The 16,957-nt window shown below is 57.3% G+C and carries 9 protein-coding genes; 3 read left to right on the top strand and 6 right to left on the bottom strand.

From position 1 onward, the window contains the following. Genes FND52_RS10890 through bcsO form a run of 5 tightly spaced genes read right to left on the bottom strand, consistent with a single transcriptional unit; the run spans position 1 to position 9,764 of the window. Positions 1-3,852 carry a cellulose biosynthesis protein BcsC gene (locus tag FND52_RS10890; protein ID WP_144130776.1) on the bottom strand — a complete coding sequence of 1,284 codons (3,852 nt, stop codon included), beginning with the start codon at positions 3,850-3,852 and terminating at the stop codon, positions 1-3. Between the two features lie 13 nt (positions 3,853-3,865). Further along, positions 3,866-6,292, bottom strand: a complete 2,427-nt coding sequence (bcsB, locus tag FND52_RS10885) for a cellulose biosynthesis cyclic di-GMP-binding regulatory protein BcsB (RefSeq protein ID WP_280114069.1) — start codon at positions 6,290-6,292, stop codon at positions 3,866-3,868. Beyond that, positions 6,289-8,403: a UDP-forming cellulose synthase catalytic subunit gene (gene bcsA / locus FND52_RS10880; RefSeq protein WP_144130775.1), complete on the bottom strand. Its 2,115-nt coding sequence runs from the start codon at positions 8,401-8,403 to the stop codon at positions 6,289-6,291. The genes bcsB and bcsA overlap by 4 nt, the downstream gene beginning before the upstream one ends. An 18-nt stretch (positions 8,404-8,421) precedes the next feature. Then, on the bottom strand, positions 8,422-9,225 hold the full coding sequence (gene bcsQ, locus FND52_RS10875; RefSeq protein WP_125293149.1) for a cellulose biosynthesis protein BcsQ: 804 nt from the start codon (positions 9,223-9,225) through the stop codon (positions 8,422-8,424). Beyond that, a complete protein-coding gene (gene bcsO / locus FND52_RS10870; protein WP_144130774.1) occupies positions 9,216-9,764 on the bottom strand; it encodes a cellulose biosynthesis protein BcsO in 549 nt (182 codons plus the stop codon). The genes bcsQ and bcsO overlap by 10 nt, the downstream gene beginning before the upstream one ends. Before the next feature lie 581 nt (positions 9,765-10,345). Here bcsO and dapB point away from each other — a divergent pair. The 3 genes from dapB to carB all read left to right on the top strand — a co-directional run bounded on the left by dapB (position 10,346) and on the right by carB (position 16,024). Continuing rightward, the gene (gene dapB, locus FND52_RS10865; RefSeq protein WP_125293151.1) at positions 10,346-11,167 is read left to right on the top strand and encodes a 4-hydroxy-tetrahydrodipicolinate reductase; all 822 of its coding nucleotides are present in this window, start codon (positions 10,346-10,348) and stop codon (positions 11,165-11,167) included. Positions 11,168-11,634: 467 nt separating this feature from the next. Next, positions 11,635-12,783 (top strand): glutamine-hydrolyzing carbamoyl-phosphate synthase small subunit, encoded by a 1,149-nt coding sequence (carA, locus tag FND52_RS10860; protein WP_125293152.1) that lies wholly within the window; start codon positions 11,635-11,637, stop codon positions 12,781-12,783. Positions 12,784-12,799: 16 nt separating this feature from the next. Further along, on the top strand, positions 12,800-16,024 hold the full coding sequence (carB, locus tag FND52_RS10855; RefSeq protein WP_125293153.1) for a carbamoyl-phosphate synthase large subunit: 3,225 nt from the start codon (positions 12,800-12,802) through the stop codon (positions 16,022-16,024). A gap of 53 nt (positions 16,025-16,077) precedes the next feature. On the opposite strand, the gene FND52_RS10850 is transcribed toward carB, so the two are convergent. Next, positions 16,078-16,809, bottom strand: a complete 732-nt coding sequence (locus FND52_RS10850; RefSeq protein WP_125293268.1) for a MerR family transcriptional regulator — start codon at positions 16,807-16,809, stop codon at positions 16,078-16,080. Between the last annotated feature and the right edge of the window lie 148 nt (positions 16,810-16,957).

The raw sequence follows: 16,957 nt of genomic DNA, 5'->3' as shown, positions 1-16,957 counted from the left end.
TTAGTTATTCCCCAGCAGGTAACGGAAGTAGAGCTGCGCGGTGCTTTCGTTGTAATCGCCAAAGGTGTCGTAACCCACCTGGCCGCCGATGGTCATGTCCTTATTAATTTTGTAATCGGCAGCGGCACGCAGGTTATAGCCCAGGCCGTTTTCGCTATTGCCGCTGTAGTACGCCTCTTTGGCGAACCCGTTGGCGACGTAGTCTTCCAGCTGTGATTGCAGGCGCTGGTCGCCAGGGAAGTAAGCGCTCTTGTCCTGAGTGTAGGACTGGTAACCCAGCGACGCGCCCACCGACATTTTCCAGTTGTCGAAGGTTTGAGAATAGTCGACGGGGAAAGAGACGCTGACGTAATCCTGCGGGCTGAAATAGCCCCCCTGGCCGTAGCTGAAGTAGCTCAGATTTTTGGAGAAATCCATGTAAGTCATGCTGATGCCGGTTTTCAGCTCGCGGTCATCGGCGCGTAAAGGCCGCAGATAAACCCCGGCGGAACCCGTCACATTGCTGTTGCTCGGCACGTTTTCGCCCAGATAATTATACAGGCCGAATCCGGCGTAAAAACCGGCGTCGCCGTTGTCATAGCTCAACTGGGCGCTGCCGCCGTTTTTAGTGACCTGGCCCCACTTCTTGCCGCTGTATTTATCTTCCACGCCGACATAAGAGAGCAGGCTGTCCACTACCGCGCGGCGTTCGCCGGTGAGGATCAGCTTCAGATAGTCGGTTAACTGCGGCGACCACTGGATCCCGCCCACCACGGTATTGAGATCCTGGCCGAGCGGCGTCGAGCCCACGTCGATTTTGTATTGATCGCCAGTGAGCGCCATGCCCACCTCTACGCCGGACGATTTTTGCGATCCCTGGGACGGCACGTTGATGGTATCAAGATTAGGCCGGGTCGGCGGCGTGGTGGTGGAGGCGTTATAAATGCCTTGCGCCACTTCGCCCTGAATCAATGCGCCGGTACCAAAGCGGGTGCTCGCCTGTTCGGAAGCGCTACCGGCGTTCAGGCTAATCGGCGTGACGTTAATGTCAAAGCGTGAGTCGCCAAACGGCACCGTCGACCACTGGAGCGGCGATTTAATTTCAGTGAGTTTGCTCAGCCCGCTTTCGCCATCGCGCCCGCGTACCGCGACGGAACCGCGCGTCCAGGTGGCAGTTTTCTCGGTGAGCTGTTCGATCATGTTATCCACCTGACGCAGCGTACCGGCCTGAGCGCTCTCCATCGGCAGATCGGTGCGCACGGCGGCGGGCGGTGCGGTTTGTGGATTACGCGCCAGCTGCGCCACCTGCCACGGCATCGCCTGGCCATAGACCGACGGCGTGGTTGCTTCGCTGCGGCTGGCGGTGGTGATAAACGGGTTATCCGCCAGCGCCAGGCCGCCGAGCATCGGCGAGGTGTCGCCGCCTGCGCCCTGCAGGCCTAACAGCTTGCCGCGCGCGGAACGCAGGTAGCTCATCGCCTGCTGGTGGTTGCCTTGCGCTTCGGCGACGCGCGCCTGGAGCAGCAACCGGTCCGGCGTGTCGTTGCTGCGCAGTCCGACCGCCAGCTGGCGCGCGCGGTCGGTATTGCCTTCCGCCAGCGCCACGTCAATGGCCCCAACCCGGGCATCCTGCTGCGGCGTGTCGCGGGTCATCAGGTAGTCGTACACTACGCCCGCTTCTTTGTTCATCTTGCCGGACTGATACAGACGCGCCATGGCGAACATCAGATCGGTATTTTGCGGATCGTTTTGCATGGCGCGGATCAGCTTGTCATACGCCGCCGCATAGTTGCCCTGCACCCGCAGCCGGTCGGCTTCGTTGATCACGTAGCCCTGCTGAATGTTTGCTAACTGAGTCGGGGTGCTGCGCGCCCGCAGTTCCGGGTTGGCCAGCCAGGACTGCGCTTCGCCGCTGAGTCCGGCCTGGTTCAGCACCGTAATTTGATCGGCATAGTCCCCGGCGTTGCCCTGAACGCCGCGGCGCATGTTGTCGCGCACTACGCTTACCGCACCGCCCAGATCGCCGGTCTCAGCCAGCATCCGTGCCAGCTTGCCTGCGTCGGCGGGGCTTTGCGGCGGACGGGAGGCCAGAGCTTTTAGGGTATTGGCGGCGGCGACGGTATCGCCCTGCGCCAGGTAGCGCTCGGCAGTGGTCATTTGCAGGTTGTAGTTCACCCGCTGGGCCAGTTCGCGCATATCGCTATTCTGGCTGGAGGCGGGAATACGCGACAGCAGGGTTTGCGCCTGCTGCCAGCCGTTGTTTTCACTGGCAAACAGCGCGGCGGAATAAAGCTGGGTATTGCTGGCACCGGGCCGGAACGCCGGTGCCATAAGATTAGTGGCTTCGGCGCTGCGCCCCTGTTTTTGCAGCTGGCGAGCCAGATCGAGACGCAGCCACGGGTCGGAAGGGTAGCGCGCCACGCCTTGCTCCAGCAGCGCGATGGCCCGTTGGGTATCGCCGCTTGCCACCGCCTGTTGCGCCTGGCGGCGGATCGGATCGGTGGGGTTGCCGCCTGACGCGCGCGGCTGCAAACGGGCCTGTAAACTGGCGGGCAGGGTTTGCAACACTGCTTGCGCCTCGGCGGTTTTATTCTGTTCGCGCAACACGTAATAGAGGTTTTCACGCGCGGAGGCGTTATCCGCCTGCTCCGCGAGCACGCCGCGCAGGGCTTGCTCGGCCTCGGGATAGTTTTTATTGCGGCGCAGCACATCGGCGCGGAACAGCTTCGCCGCGATACCGTGTTCGCCGCTCTGCTGGGCGAGCGGGGCGCTCAGGGTTAATGCCTGATTGACGTCGCCCTGTTTCAGCGCGTTCTGGGCGGCGGCGAGCTGGCCGTAAAACGCCGCGTCCTCCGCCTGTTGTTTACGTTCGGCAGATTGTTCTCCGCCGAGGCTTGCCGCCCGGTTCAGGTACTGGGCGGCGGCGGCGTAATCGCCACGGCGCTGGGCAATATAACCCATCCCCGCCAGCGCGTCGGCGTCTTCCGGGTTTGCCTGCAACACCTGCTCGAACTGACCGCGTGCGACGTCGGTATTGCCGGTATTCAGCGCTTCGAAGCCCTGTCCCTTGGCCGCGCCGCCGATATTGGTGCGGTAATGGTTCTGAACGTCGGTGTCCTGCGGATGGCGCTGCAAAAAGGTCTGATAGTACGGCTCGTCGCCCGCGCGCGGCCCCAACCACAGTAGCGCCTGGCGCAGGGCGGTATCGGCGTCTTTACTGCCGCTGGCCATATTTTGCAGAAGGTCGATCCCTTCCCGGCGCGTAGATTCCTGATAGGTCAACACTTTGCCTAACGCGATGCGCGCCGCGTTATCCTGCGGATATTGGGTCACGATCTGGCGCAGGCCGCTGACCGCTTGCGGATACAGCGATTTATCCCCGGCCATGGTCAGATAGTATTCCGGCGCGAGGCTTTGCGGCGGCTCCCCGCCCTTAAACATAGTGTTCCAGGTATTGAGCGCCGCCGGAATATTGCCGCTTCTGGCCTGCTGGCGCGCCAGATCCAGCTGCCCACGCGGCACCTGCTGAAGCTGTTTGGCGTTATCCAGCGCCTGGAGGTTTGGGTCTTGCGGCGAGACCGCCGCCAGCCGTTCGCGCCACTGGGCGGCGGTTTTCAGATCGCCTGCCTGCTGCGCCCACAGCGCCATCAGGTACATGGCCTGGGTGTTATTGGCGTCCACCATCAGCACCTTGCGCAGCGACTCTTTCGCCAGGTCGTCGTGGGATTTTTCATGCCAGTAATTGGCCTGGTCGAACAGCGCCTTCAGGGCGGGATTGTTGTCCGCCGCCTGGGCGGACATCGCACCGACGGTCAATCCGCCGAACAGGCAGAGCGTCGTCCATGGTCTGGCGGTATTTTTGTTGTGATTCATGTTGTTACCACCTTTACTCACTATCATAATCCTGCGGATTCAGGCGCTTATGCGCGCGTCTTTTCAGTAATGCGTACAGACTTAAACCAATCACGGTAGCGAACAGCAGCCCGACGATGGCCAGCAGCGCCGAATGCTGGTTGGCGTACCACACCACCATCATGTACCAGGGCATCTGCCCGCTGGGGAACTGCTGGCCGACGCGGAAACTGCGCACGCCGTTTTCATCGGTAATGATGGACACGTCGCCGCGAATACCGGCGTTGATGCGCGCCGAGTTCAGGTCGGTGTACAGACGGGACAGCTGATCGCCATTGCTGCCGATTGCCATCACCACCAGCCGCGACGGGTTCCACTGGGAGCGGAAGCTCACGAACCCACGCCAGGCTTCGTTAGACGAGAAGTAGCGGTCGGCATCAACGCCCGATGCGGTCCAGTCGCCTTCAAGATAGCGTTGGGCGGTTTGCCACATCGTCGGTTCGCGCACCCCAAAGGTATGTTCATTGGCGGTAAACGGCGACTGGGCCAGCAGGGCGCGGTTGAACGCGTTCTGGTCGAGAGTAGAAACCGCCAGCACGTCGCTTTGGTTCAGGAACGCCAGGTTGGCACCGCCGGAGGGCAGGCCGAACATCACGCGGTTATGGTACAGCGCGGTGCCGGTGGCGATACCGGAGCGGGCAGCCAGATCCAGCAAGGTACCGACTTCGCTGTCCGCCGGGGTTTCTGGTAGCAGCAGCACGGTTTGCGAGAAATCCGCCAGCCGGGTAAACGGGAAGGACGCGCCCACAAAGTAGGAGAGATTCGGCAGCAGCGAGAAGTGGCGCGTTTTGCTCAAATCAATCCAGGAATCTTCATCGATACGGCTCTTGATATTGTTGTTCAGCAGCACGCTACAGGGCGCGGCCTCTTTGGTTTCGATATTGAAATAGAGCGACAGCTGGTTATCACCGTAAATCAGGTACGGCTCCAGCGGCACCCGGGCGCTCTCCTGGCGCGCGTCGCCGCCCAGCTTGTGCCACAGCATCTCCAGCAGCCCCTGTTTGTTCACCGGCAGATTGCGTAAGAAGGTGCCGTTAAAGGTCATAGAGAGGTAGGAGCGCTGATCGTCAATCCAGCTTTCCGACGGGAAGCGGTAGCCGATTTTCATCGGAATGGTTTCGCCGTCCCACAGGAACAGATCCGGCGCGGCGCGGAACGCCACGCGCAACGGCTCATGCCAGATCCCGGAGACCGTCAGGCTTTGATCCTGTCGCATCAGCTCCACCAGGCGCACCGGACGATCGGTGGGGATCCAGCGCGGCGCGTCGTAGGGTTTACTGCGAGGGATAGTCTGGATGTCTACCGGCATAAACGGCGACTGCACTTTAAAATCACCACGGGTTAAGCGCGATGCCGCCGCACGCAGTTGCTGGTCGTTATTACCGATAACCAGCAGCAGCTTGTACACCGGGTTGCCGGGGTTATCGACGATTTGCAGGATCGGCGTATTGGTTTCCGGCAGGGTCAGGCCGCCGATGGTGTCGCCGGGTTTGCCGAACAGGATGCCGTTTTTCTCCGGCAGCTTGTCGCGCATCGCGTCGAAATTAATACCGCGATAGTCGGCCTGGATGCCCAGCCACGAGGCGACAATCGCCGCCGCGCTCACCTGTTCCGGCAGCAATTTCGCCGGGAACGCGAAGGCGAGGGTGGTCGGCGTCATTTGCATCGAATCAAAAAACGGACGCGGGAAATGGCTGAGATCCGCGCCGATATTCAGCTGCTGGCCTTCCAGATCCAGCCGGGTGTCCGGCATGATCGTCACCTGATATTTATCAGAGAGATCGCGCAGGCACAGCAGGGCGTCGCCGTCGTTGATCTTAAAGCTGATGTTGTTGCTGGATACCACCAGCGCCGCCGGGATCTCCAGTTGATAGTTCGAGACGTTGCTGTCCGAGGTGCCGAGCGGCACGGTGCCTAACGGCTGGCCGTTCATCATCAGTTGCAGAGTGGCGTTACGCGCCGCCATATCCGGGGAGACTTTCAGGTTCAGGTTTAACTGTGTGCTGGTAATCACCTGGTCGGAGGGCAGGGTAAAGTTGATGCCCGCCTGTAGCTGGCCGCCGCTGAGGATCACGCCCTGCGGCTGGCCCATCTGCGCCACCGTTACGCTGACCGCGTTGCCGGGGATCAGCTGCGGCGCGGCGGGCGCGCTATCGGTAGCCTGAGTTGGCGGCGGCAAATCCAGCGGGATCGCCGGAACTGGCGCTGATTCTGACGTATCGGTTTGCGGCGCGGCCCCTTCCGGAGAGAGCGTCGCGGGCATGTCTGACGGCGTAGAGGCGTCAGTGGCGGGTGCGGTGAACTCAGGCGCGCCCGGCTGCGGCTCCTGCGCCGGTACGGTCCTTGTCATTACGCATAACGCCAGCAAAACCTGGCAGGCTTTGAAGGTCATCCTTTTCATGCAGCGGTGTCCTCGGCTTTGAGACGGCGCGCCTCTTCCTCACGCAGGCGGCGGTTTTCACGGCGTGATGTCCAGGTCAGCCAGAACAGATCGAACACGCTGCGGATAATGATTAACAGCGAGCGGAACGGGTTATCCTGCGGCTTCGGCGGGCGGATCCACGCGTCGGCGCGCGCCAGCACCACGCGCACCAGTTCGCGGCGGCGGGACAGCGGAATATCTTCGAACATCAGGCGGATAAACTCGTCATCGGAGCCGATCACGCTAACCGGAATGCTGATGGAGCCGGACTGAAGCTGGAGCTCGATCTCTTCAATCTCATCGCTGAGATGGCGGTTATCCGGCACCACGATGCGACAGCCGCCCATCGACAAGTCCTGGGTGTGGGTGCGCGACGAAATCCCGCTGGCATAGTGAATAATAACCGGTACGTCGACGTCGATACGGATGGTTTTACGGGTCTGGCGGGTTTCCCGCGCCACGGCAATCGCCGCCAGCAGGAACACCAGGCTGTAAATACCCCATCCCACGTTCAGGGCGATAACCTTCGGGTCCACGGCAAAATAGTCGTGGGCAAACGCCCTGACCAGGCCCGCGATAATCCCGATGGCCAGCAGAATGGCGACAATCAGATGCGGACGCACCACGCTGAAATCGAAATAGCCGATATTAAGCAGGCCGCCTTTGTCGGTAACGTTGAATTTGCCGCGTTTCGGGAAAATCATGGTGATCGCCGTCGGCAGGATCAGGTGGAACGCCAGCACGATATCGTAGATCTCGCCCCAGAAACTGTAGCGATAGCGCCCGTTCATCCGCGAGTTGAGGTAGATGGTCAACAGCAGGTGCGGCAAGGCATAGGCGAAAATCAGCCCCGCTGATGAGTGGATGATATTCAGGTTAAACAGCAAGTAGGCCAGCGGCGCGGTTAAGAACGCCACGCGGGGCAGGGCGAACTGGAAATAGAGCATGGCGCTCAGATAGCAGCAGCGCTGCTGCCAGGTCAGCCCGCGGCCAAACAGCGGGTTATCCATACGGAATATCTGCGTCATACCGCGCGCCCAGCGGGTACGCTGGATCACGTGCAGCACCAGACGCTCTGTCGCCAGGCCCGCCGCCAGCGGGATCGCCAGGAACGCCGATTTCCAGCCAAGACGCTGCATTTTCAGCGCGGTGTGGGCGTCTTCGGTCACGGTTTCTACCGCAAAGCCGCCGATCTCTTCCAGCGCCGAGCGGCGGATCACCGCGCACGAGCCGCAGAAGAAGGTGGCGTTCCAGTTATCGTTGCCCTGCTGGATTGGGCCGTAAAACAGCGAGCCTTCGTTAGGGATATTTTTGCCCAGCGACAGGTTACGTTCGAACGGATCGGGAGAGTAGAAGTAGTGTGGCGTTTGCAGCAGCGCCAGCTTCGGATCCTGAAGGAAGCTGCCCACCGTAGCCTGCAAAAAGATGCGCGTGGCGACGTGGTCGCAGTCGAATACGCAAATCAGTTCGCCTTTGGTGAGCTTCAGGGCGTGGTTAAGGTTGCCCGCTTTGGCATGGGAGTTATCGTTACGGGTGATATAACCCACACCGACGTCGGCGGCGAACACCGCAAACTCCCGGCGCTTGCCATCGTCCAGCAGGTAAATGTTGAGCTTATCGCTTGGATAATCAATGCACTGCGCCGCCAGCACCGTATCGCGCACCACTTCCAGACTTTCGTTATAGGACGGGATATAAATATCTACCGTTGGCCATGTCGAAACGTCATCCGGCAGTGGAACAATTCCCCTTTTTAGCGGGAATACGGTTTGCAGATAGGTGAGTAATAAGATGACCCAGATATACAGTTCCGCCAGAAATAACCCGATGCCGAGTATGGCTTCAATCTCGGAATTAAAGTGCAGGGTTTGAGTAGCGCGGAAATAAATATATCGCGTCGACATCAGCGCGGAAACCACCATCATCACCACGGAAATGCTGTGTTTTTTGCTGAACCCTAATAAAAAAAGAATACCAATGCTGACCAGACCGAAAATATATTGTTTCTGGCTATCCATCGGCGTAATGATGATCAGCACCGCTACTGGCGCAAGCACCAACAGCAGTAAATAAAACAGGACCTTCTTCATAGGCCTTCCTGGTAATCGTCAGAAATGTGATGTTTTTAGAGTGGCGTGAACCGCACCGTCGCCAATATTTATGCCGAGCAGGCCTGCCACTCTTTTACTGATTAATTCGATATCGAATGCCGCGGCGGAAGCCGGGCTGAAATCAAAGATGGATTGCTGCGAAGCGTTGGCTTCCGAAACGCTCTCATCACGATTAATAATGCCAATAAGCTGTTCGCCCAGACGCTGCTGTAAAAACGCGGTGACGTCGCGACTGATATTGCGGCGGTTATCGCTCTGATTCAGTACGAAGTAATAGCCCTGTTTGTGGTTCAGCGGCTCGCCGATCAGACGATGATTTTCAATATGCGGCAGCAGCGACAGGGAGGCGGTATCCGCCAGCAATGTCACCAGGTGCAGATCCGCGAGGCGTGACATCGCCTTCAGCGCCGGGCTGGGGCCTGGCGGGAAATCGGCAATAATCACCAGACCGGGATAATTCAGCAACGTGCTTAAGCCGCGCATCAAAAAATGCGGATCGCTGGTGAGGTGCTGTTCAAAGGTCATGCGTTGATCTTCGGTCACATCACCATAGGGCAGCAGAAACACGTTGCCGCCTGCGGTCAGCACAAACTGGCTCCAGTCGGCGGATTCACCCGCCTTCGCCACGTAGCCGCGCCCGTCGGAGAGCGGCACGCCAAAATGCAAGCGCAGGGCGTTTTGCACGTCGAAATCAATCGCCAGGACTTTACTGCCCGAGCGAGCCAGTGCATACGCCAGGTTGGCCGTCACGGTTGTTTTTCCTACACCGCCTTTAGGCGAACAAACACAAACTAACGGCATGACGCGATCGTCTCCAGCAACGTTTGTAAGGGGATATCTTTCGCGTTTTGCCCGGTCGGTGTGGTGCCTTTAGTGGCAAACAACTGGTCAAATCGCACGGGTTGAGTCTGCCCGGACGCAGGGGCATCAACCGGTGCGGCAGGGGATGATAAAACAGATTGAACAGGCGCGGCGGCGGATGACGGCGGCGGCACCTGAGAAAGCAGCGGCGGCTGCGCAGGCGTTTGACGAACATCAGCCTGCTGGGGCGCAAGGCTGCCAAAAATGGAGGAAGCCGCTGCGGCGGGTTTAGGCTCCGTTTGCGCAGGTTTAGTCAGACTGGCCTCAAAGGTATGGGCATCGACGGCCTGAGGAACCGGGGCAGAGACGCTGCCGCCTTGCGCGAGCATCGTTTGCTCATCGCCTTCAGACGCCAACTGTTTAATGATGGCCCAGTTACCGCTGCTGTGCTGCTGGCTTTGCGCCGACATATCCTTGAAATCAATAGCGCCAGTGCGTGTCTTATCCTTGAAACGCTGCAAATCATCATAATTTTTCATAACGAGACTCATGATTTACAAGTAATTATTTCTTCTTCCACGCACGTTGGAAGCATAACGGTTCATTCAGACAATAAGCCAAAGGTCGTAATTCATCAAATATCCCGGCTTCGCTGACGATTATTTGATATTTCCGATTTTTAATAGTCGCATAGGTTATTATTTTCCTTCACATCTATTACCCATCGACACGACATAATATATCGGTTTTTACGTGTATTCCTCGACGATTTTAACGCGACGGCAGTGATTTGTCTGACTGGATAGTGTGTCAAAAAGTGGAAATGTTGATTCCGCAATAATTGAAAAGGATGATTTTGAAAATGAGTTTAGTCGATCTCAGCAAGATCATGAGGTAACCAGACAGGGTTTATTACGTTAAAAGAGGCAATTCACATTAGCGTCTATGAACAGACAGATCGAATGGCTTAATAATAGTAAGGCTTTGATGCCATTTACTGATATCAATGTGCTTTTGACGTAAATTTCTAATCATCGGCGTTTTAGGTTGGCAGCGTCTGAGCAGAGTCGTTAACCTGAAACTCAGTAATATGCAATTTTTAAACATGAAGAGTATCGATATGCATGATGCACAGGTTCGCGTAGCCATCGCAGGAGCGGGTGGCCGTATGGGACGGCAGCTGATTCAGGCGGCGCTGCAAATGGAAGGAGTGGCGCTTGGCGCAGCGCTGGAGCGTGAAGGTTCTTCGCTGGTGGGTAGCGATGCCGGAGAGCTGGCAGGCGTAGGCACCACCGGCGTGCGGATCCAGACCAGCCTTGAAGCAGTAGTGAATGATTTCGATGTATTTATCGATTTCACCCGTCCGGAAGGGACGTTGCAGCATCTGGCATTTTGCCGCACCCATCATAAAGGCATGGTGATTGGCACTACCGGCTTTGATGATGCGGGCAAGCAGGCGATTCGCGACGCTAGTGCGGATATCGGCATTGTCTTTGCAGCTAACTTCAGCGTGGGCGTGAACGTGATGCTGAAGCTGCTGGAAAAAGCGGCCAAAGTGATGGGCAACTATACCGACATCGAGATTATCGAAGCGCATCACCGTCATAAAGTGGACGCGCCCTCCGGTACCGCACTGGCAATGGGTGAAGCCATTGCAGATGCGTTAAATAAGGATCTCAAGGACTGCGCGGTGTACACGCGGGAAGGCCATACCGGCGAACGTCAGCCTGGCACGATCGGTTTTGCCACCGTGCGCGCTGGCGACATTATCGGTGAGCATACGGCGATGTTTGCCGATATCGGTGAGCGCGTGGAGATTACCCACAAGGCTTCCAGCCGGATGACATTTGCTAATGGCGCGATTCGCTCTGCAATTTGGGTTAATGCCGAGAAAAACGGTCTCTTCGACATGCGAGACGTGCTGGATTTAAATAATTTATAACTATTTTTACCCATCGTGATGTGGTTATTGCAATCTTAGTGCATTGATTGAAAGGGTGATATTTTATCACCCTTAATTTTTATGTTTTTTTAAGGTGTTTGAGATTTTTAGCTTATATAACACCTGTAATTATACGTTATCCAGGGTTTTGATGTTATTTTATTGTAAATTTTGACCATCTGGTCCACTTTTTAATAGCGTCAGAGACAGATTTAACATTTAATAAGCCTGTTAATCGGTTTCGTCGTCAGGTTTGATCGGTTTTTTAGCGCTTATCTCCCTTTTTACCTCTGTGGTTGACAAAATTAACTGAAAAATCCCGTTTTCAGGGTAGACTTTTGCCCATCCTCTCCTTAGAATGCCGCCGTTTGCCAAAAATTCACCGGGCAAGCGTATTTGCGTTGATTCATTCACACCAAATGAATTAATATGCAGATAAATTGACTGTTTATTCCCTGGAGGACGTTTTGATTAAGTCAGCGCTGTTGGTTCTGGAAGACGGAACCCAATTCTACGGTCGGGCCATAGGGGCATCAGGTACGGCAGTAGGGGAAGTCGTTTTCAATACTTCAATGACCGGTTATCAAGAAATCCTCACTGATCCTTCCTACTCCCGCCAGATTGTCACTCTCACTTATCCCCATATTGGTAATGTCGGTACTAACCCGGCAGACGAAGAATCCTCCCAGGTACATGCGCAAGGCCTCGTCATTCGTGACCTGCCGCTGATTGCCAGCAACTTCCGCAATACCGAAGACCTCTCTTCTTACCTCAAGCGCCATAACATCGTGGCCATCGCTGATGTGGATACCCGCAAACTGACTCGCCTGCTGAGCGAGAAAGGCGCGCAGAACGGCTGCATTATTGCCGGTGACAATCTTGATGCCGCCCTGGCGCTGGAGAAGGCTAAAAACTTCCCGGGCCTGAACGGGATGGACCTGGCGAAAGAAGTCACGACCAGCGAACCTTACCGCTGGACCCAGGGAAGCTGGGAACTGAAAAACGGTTTGCCGGAAGCGAAAACCGACGAGGAACTGCCGTTCCACGTGGTGGCTTACGATTACGGCGTCAAGCGCAACATCCTGCGTATGCTGGTGGATCGCGGCTGCCGCCTGACGGTGGTTCCGGCGCAGACGCCAGCTGCTGAAGTACTGAAGATGAATCCGGATGGGATTTTCCTCTCCAACGGCCCTGGCGACCCGGCACCGTGCGACTACGCCATCGACGCGATTAAGACCTTCCTGGACACCGACATTCCGGTATTCGGCATCTGTCTCGGCCACCAGTTGCTGGCGCTGGCCAGCGGTGCCAAAACCGTGAAGATGAAGTTCGGCCACCACGGCGGCAACCACCCGGTGAAAAACGTAGAAAACAATACCGTGCTGATTACTGCGCAGAACCACGGCTTTGCGGTAGATGAAGCCACGCTGCCTGCCAACCTGCGCGTGACCCATAAATCTCTGTTCGATGGCACGCTTCAGGGCATCCATCGCACGGATAAAGCGGCATTCAGCTTCCAGGGCCACCCGGAAGCCAGCCCCGGCCCGCACGACGCCGCGCCGCTGTTTGACCATTTTATTGCGTTAATTGAGCAGTACCGTAAGAACGCCAAATAATCAGGAGAAAAGAGCCATGCCAAAACGTACAGACATAAAAAGCATCCTGATTCTTGGCGCTGGCCCGATTGTGATCGGCCAGGCCTGCGAATTCGACTACTCGGGCGCCCAGGCGTGTAAAGCGCTGCGCGAAGAGGGTTACCGCGTTATCCTGGTAAACTCGAACCCGGCGACCATCATGACTGACCCGGAAATGGCCGATGCTACTTACATCGAGCCGATTCACTGGGAAGTGGTGCGCAAGATTATCGAGAAAGAGCGCCCGGATGCGGTGCTGCCGACCATGGGCGGCCAGACGGCGCTGAACTGCGCGCTGGAGCTGGAACGCCAGGGCGTACTGGAAGAGTTCGGCGTCACCATGATTGGCGCGACCGCCGACGCCATCGACAAAGCGGAAGACCGCCGTCGTTTTGACGTCGCAATGAAGAAAATCGGCCTCGACACCGCGCGTTCCGGTATCGCGCACACCATGGAAGAAGCGCTGGCGGTGGCGGCGGACGTCGGTTATCCGTGTATCATTCGTCCGTCCTTCACCATGGGCGGCACCGGCGGCGGTATCGCTTACAACCGCGAAGAGTTTGAAGAGATTTGCGAGCGCGGTCTGGATCTCTCTCCGACCAACGAACTGCTGATTGATGAATCGCTGATCGGCTGGAAAGAGTACGAGATGGAAGTGGTGCGTGATAAAAACGACAACTGCATCATCGTCTGCTCCATCGAAAACTTCGACGCCATGGGCATTCATACCGGCGACTCCATCACGGTCGCTCCGGCGCAGACCCTGACCGATAAAGAGTACCAAATCATGCGTAACGCCTCGATGGCGGTACTGCGTGAAATCGGCGTGGAAACCGGCGGCTCTAACGTCCAGTTCGCGGTCAACCCGAAAAACGGTCGCCTGATCGTTATCGAAATGAACCCGCGCGTGTCGCGTTCTTCCGCGCTGGCCTCGAAAGCCACCGGCTTCCCGATTGCTAAAGTGGCGGCGAAACTGGCTGTAGGCTACACCCTCGATGAGCTGATGAACGACATCACCGGTGGCCGTACCCCGGCATCGTTTGAACCGTCTATCGACTATGTGGTCACCAAAATCCCACGCTTTAACTTCGAGAAATTCGCGGGCGCGAATGACCGTCTGACCACCCAGATGAAATCGGTCGGCGAAGTGATGGCGATTGGCCGCACCCAGCAGGAATCGATGCAGAAAGCGCTGCGCGGCCTGGAAGTGGGCGCGACCGGCTTTGACCCGAAAGTGAATCTGGATGAGCCGGATGCGCTGACCAAAATCCGCCGTGAACTGAAAGATGCCGGTGCCGAGCGTATCTGGTACATCGCTGACGCTTTCCGCGCGGGCCTGTCGGTTGACGGCGTGTTCAACCTGACCAATATCGACCGCTGGTTCCTGGTGCAAATCGAGGAGCTGGTTCGCCTGGAAGAGCAGGTGGCGGACGTGGGCATCACCGGCCTGACGGCAGATTTCCTGTGGACCCTGAAGCGCAAAGGCTTTGCCGACGCGCGCCTGGCGAAACTGGTTGGCGTACGCGAATCGGAAATCCGCAAACTGCGCGAACAGTACAATCTGCACCCGGTCTACAAACGCGTGGATACCTGCGCGGCGGAATTTGCTACCGATACCGCCTACATGTATTCCACCTATGAAGACGAGTGCGAATCGCGCCCGAACCCGGACCGCGAAAAAATCATGGTGCTGGGCGGCGGACCGAACCGCATCGGACAGGGTATCGAGTTCGACTACTGCTGCGTACACGCCTCGCTGGCGCTGCGTGAAGATGGTTACGAAACCATAATGGTCAACTGCAACCCGGAAACCGTCTCCACCGATTACGACACCTCTGACCGTCTGTACTTTGAACCGGTGACCCTGGAAGACGTGCTGGAAATCGTACGCATCGAGAAGCCGAAAGGCGTGATCGTCCAGTACGGCGGCCAGACGCCGCTGAAACTGGCGCGTGAACTGGAAGCCGCAGGCGTGCCGATTATCGGCACCAGCCCGGACGCCATCGACCGCGCGGAAGACCGCGAGCGCTTCCAACAGGCGGTGGATCGCCTGAAGCTGAAACAACCGGCTAACGCCACCGTGACCGCCATTGAGCAGGCGGTTGAGAAGGCTGCGCAAATCGGTTACCCGCTGGTGGTGCGTCCGTCCTACGTACTGGGTGGCCGTGCGATGGAAATCGTCTATGACGAATCCGACCTGCGCCGCTACTTCCTGACCGCGGTCAGCGTGTCTAACGATGCGCCGGTACTGCTGGACCGCTTCCTCGACGACGCGGTGGAAGTGGACGTTGACGCCATCTGCGACGGCGAAATGGTGCTGATTGGCGGCATCATGGAGCATATCGAACAGGCGGGCGTCCACTCCGGCGACTCCGCCTGTTCACTGCCGGCCTACACCCTGAGCCAGGATATCCAGAATGTGATGCGCCAGCAGGTGCAGAAACTGGCGATGGAATTGCAGGTACGCGGCCTGATGAACGTGCAGTTCGCGGTGAAAGACAACGAAGTGTATCTGATTGAAGTGAACCCACGCGCCGCGCGTACCGTGCCGTTCGTTTCCAAAGCCACCGGCGTGGCATTAGCGAAAGTGGCGGCGCGCGTGATGGCGGGTAAAACGCTGACTGAACAGGGCGTCACCAAAGAGATCATCCCGCCGTACTATTCGGTGAAAGAAGTGGTGCTGCCGTTCAATAAATTCCCGGGCGTTGACCCGCTGTTAGGGCCAGAAATGCGCTCAACCGGTGAAGTGATGGGCGTGGGCCGTACCTTCGCGGAAGCGTTCGCCAAAGCGCAACTGGGCAGTAACTCGACCATGAAGAAATCGGGTCGCGCGCTGCTGTCGGTACGTGAAGGCGACAAAGAGCGCGTGGTGGATCTGGCGGCGAAACTGTTGAAGCAGGGCTTTGAGCTGGATGCCACCCACGGCACCGCGATTGTGCTGGGCGAAGCGGGCATTAATCCGCGTCTGGTGAACAAAGTGCATGAAGGCCGTCCGCACATTCAGGACCGTATTAAGAATGGCGAGTACACCTACATCATCAACACCACCGCAGGACGCCAGGCGATTGAGGATTCCAAACTGATCCGCCGCAGCGCGCTGCAGTACAAGGTGCACTACGACACCACGCTGAACGGCGGTTTCGCGACGGCGATGGCGTTGAATGCGGATGCGAAAGAAAAAGTGACTTCCGTGCAGGAGATGCACGCGCAAATCACGAAGTAAGTGAAAGGGCGCTAAGCGGCACCCCGGAGATGAATTAATCGACGGGGTGCGTATTACACGCCGTGAAATGCAATATCAAAGCCCTGTTCCTGCCAGTGGGTTAACTGTTCCTGCTGACGCAGCGACAGGGCTTTGCCTGTCCAGACAAAGATATGTTGACCGGGGAACAGCTCCGGGCGCGGCGATTCCAGCGGTTCCGCCAGCACATCGATATTCCATCCCTGTTGCGCCAGCCGCCAGGCTTCCAGCCAGAGCCGGGTGCGATCGTCGCAATCCCAGCCAATCAGTAGCGCTTCTTTACCCGATTTCTTGCGTACTTCCGTCAGCGCCGATACGGCATAGTCAATCAGCACCCCATCCAGCATGCTGCAAATGGCGCGGGCAGTGTTTTGATCGAGCCGAAGCCGATGACGCACGGGAATAATAATATGATCGATAAGCGCGTCGGCAGAGTGCTGACGGCCCGCAGCAGTAATTGCGGCACGCAGTTTGGCGGGACGGGCATGGCGTAGCACGGTCATCATCTCTTCCTGGTATGATGCCCAGTCGTCATGCTCAGCGTGATGACTCTCTTCCAGCAGCGCTTTTACCTTACCGACCGGCACACCGCTCTGGATCCAGCGCTTTATCTCTTCGATACGCTGAATATCGGTTTCATCGAACTGTCGATGCCCGCCTTCGCTGCGCTGAGGTTTGAATAACCCATACCGTCTCTGCCAGGCGCGCAGTGTGACAGGGTTTATTCCGCATCGTTCAGCTACTTCGCCAATACTGTAAAAGGCCATTGACTCACTCATACTCAAATCGGTACGTCCGTGTTCCAAACTAACTAATTTGTACATCTTGTACAAATCATTTTCTGTTGTATAACCTTGAACTCTATTCGCTATCACGAACCGCCTCAAGTGCAGTAGGAATTTTCACTAAATAGTG

It is taken from the genome of Atlantibacter subterraneus, assembly GCF_007570865.1.
GTDB lineage: Bacteria > Pseudomonadota > Gammaproteobacteria > Enterobacterales > Enterobacteriaceae > Atlantibacter > Atlantibacter subterraneus.
This window is presented reverse-complemented; position numbering and strand designations above follow the sequence as displayed.